3 protein-coding genes are annotated in these 2,551 nt (G+C 39.8%); all 3 read right to left on the bottom strand.

Annotated elements, in window-relative coordinates; translation table 11 throughout:
* A partial coding sequence (locus tag BLU98_RS17430; RefSeq protein WP_139174023.1) for a hypothetical protein occupies positions 1 to 266 on the bottom strand: 266 nt, incomplete at its 3' end.
* Entirely contained in the window at positions 263 to 1,249 is a 987-nt protein-coding gene (locus BLU98_RS17425) for a hypothetical protein (protein WP_092727077.1), read from the bottom strand. The genes BLU98_RS17425 and BLU98_RS17430, both read right to left, overlap by 4 nt.
* Positions 1,215 to 2,384, bottom strand: a complete 1,170-nt coding sequence (locus tag BLU98_RS17420; RefSeq protein WP_092727076.1) for a hypothetical protein — start codon at positions 2,382 to 2,384, stop codon at positions 1,215 to 1,217. The genes BLU98_RS17425 and BLU98_RS17420 overlap by 35 nt, the downstream gene beginning before the upstream one ends.
* Positions 2,385 to 2,551: the final 167 nt, after the last annotated feature.

The following is a 2,551-nucleotide window of genomic DNA, read 5'->3' as shown; positions in this document are numbered from 1 at the left end:
ACCTTTGCACTATCGGCTCCTTTCATTTTCTTCCTTAACTTATTTTCTTCCTTTTGTAGTTTTTTCAGGTAGTGTTCTGTTTTTTTAGTTACCCTAGCTTCTATCCGGTCGTATTGTTTCTCCAATGCATGAATACTCCTCGTTTTCAAACCACCAATCCAGCTTGTGAGTTTGCCGATGGCACTATCTGCCGGCAGTTGAGCCTGCGAGACAGTAACAAAGCCAAGAAGCAATACCATCACTATGATATGTCGGATGAAAGTCATTTATTCTTTTGTTTGCTTTTATTGATATTCAACTTGCTTTTTAGCATCTCAATCTCTTCCTGCTGTTTTTTATTCTCCTTCTTCATTTCAATCATGTACAAAGTCAGTTCTTCGATCTTCTTTAAAAGCAACGCCTGGTTATCTCCCACACTAATCCCTTTTTCTTCTACTTCTATTGCAGAGGGTATATCGGGCAAGTGCTTATTTTGCTTGATAAATTGTTCAACCTCTGGTAAAGGCTTCAACTGGTAGGATGAATCGAATACATAGTCGCTCCAGCCGGTTTGAGTAACAATCAGTTTTTGGGTCTTAATATTCCCATTTATAGAAAGCTTTTCAGACGGAGACATAGTGCCAATACCTACGTTGCCGCCTGATGTAATACGCATCCGTTCAACACTGCCTGTGTAAAAAAGACTATTGTTCCCAGCCAGATTATAAAAGTCAGTTCCTGTTGTTCCTATCTCGCCTATATAGGTCCCATTGTAATACCAGGTAGCTCTCGCCGCATTATTTATATCATTCGATTGTATAGACAATTGCCCATAGCCATTTGTATTAGCGCCTCTTACTGTCAATAAAGTACTTGGGTTTGTTATTCCAATACCAACATTGCCTCCATTTGGATTCAACAACAATGGGAAATTACTTGCCCAGTTATTTGCATCGTGAGCTTGAATCCAGGCCGGATAAGGTGATGCATTCTCTAATGCACCAAAATCCAGTGCAATATTTCCAGCCCCGTTAAGCCTCATTCTTCCGGCATTGATGTTGCCTGAAGTTGGCGGCAAACCCGATGCTCCTTCGACATGCAATGCGGATCGCGGGCTCGTCGTACCGATACCTACATTCCCGTTTGCCGGAAATATATTCGTCTGAGCAATTCCATTATAAGCCAATAAAATAAAAATAACCATAAATAAGGGCGTGAATAGTATTTTCATCTTATCATTTGTATTTTTTTGACTGTAATTTGGTGCCATTCAGTTGATTTTTCATTGACTCGAATCCCGCTTTTAACGATTCGTTCTCTTTTTTAACATCAATAATGTAAAGAGTCAGTTCTTCAATCTTCTTTAACAACAGCGATACTGTTTCACCTACATCTACTCCATTTTTTTCTACTTCTTCGGCTGAAGGAATTTCTGGCAAATGCCTGTTTTCTTTGATGAATGCTTCGATTTGCGAGAGAGGTTTAAGTTTATAAGAAGGATCGAATACATAATCGGCCCATGGGGTAACCTGGGTTACTTTCAGCTTCCTTACTCCTACGGTTCCTTCTACAGCCAATCTATAAGGTCCCGGATTCCTCGTGCCAATACCTACATTGCCCCCATCGCCAGCAATGTATACATTGTTTGCCCCCCAGCCTATGGTCAATGGTAAATAAGTATTACTTTGATAATCATAAGCGTTGATACCATAAAAGCCATTATTATCCGAATAGAGGTAGGTATGCTTACTACTTCCTGATGGGGCAACCCCAATACCATTTTGAAATATAGCAGACTGTGATGTACCAGCGCTTCCCGGATTCCCAACTTGTAGTAAAGCATACGTATTAAGGGTAGTACTAGCAATACCAACACTTCCATTGGCATTCCATACCCCATTGGGCATGGATATATTTCCTTTGAAACTGTTAGAATAGGGCACCAATGTTTGGTTAGTACCACCTAAAGCTTCATCAACCGCTGTCCATCCCTGGAACCAGGTAGCTGTTTCAGACATGCCCTGTGCAAAACCTGAAACTTTAAATCGTTGGAAATAAGACCGGTCATTAATGAATATGGATACAAGCCCATTCTCGTTAGACAGGTACACATCCGGTGTATAGCTACCGCATGAAGATATGCCTGGGGCATAAAAATTTCCTCCAAATATATACCAAACCAACGTAAGTCCTATTGGCTTTGCAGTACCATAGTTATACCCTTCAATATGCAACGTGGGCATTTGGCTGCCATTCAAAAAAGGCAAGTTTGTTTTGATCTTGACTCCATAGTTAGGAGTGCCGTTATAATTATAGCTTAATACATCATAAGACTGAGCATCTGCGCACAAGGTTATGGATATGCAGAAGCAAAACAAAAAAAATGCACCCTTAAAATTGATCATGTAATTATTTTTTATTTTCCAATAGCTTCATTCTTTTTTCAAGATCAATGATGTATAGTGTCAGTTCCTCTATTTTTTCAATAACAAGGCTTGATTATCTCCCACACTAATTCCCTTTTTTTCCACTTCATTTGCGGTGGGAATATCCGGCAAGTGCTTATTTTTCT

Origin of the sequence: Hydrobacter penzbergensis, from assembly GCF_900106985.1 — a bacterium.
Lineage (GTDB): Bacteria > Bacteroidota > Bacteroidia > Chitinophagales > Chitinophagaceae > Sediminibacterium > Sediminibacterium magnilacihabitans.
The sequence above is the reverse complement of the archived record's forward strand: the minus strand, read 5'-3'. Positions and strand labels throughout refer to the sequence as shown.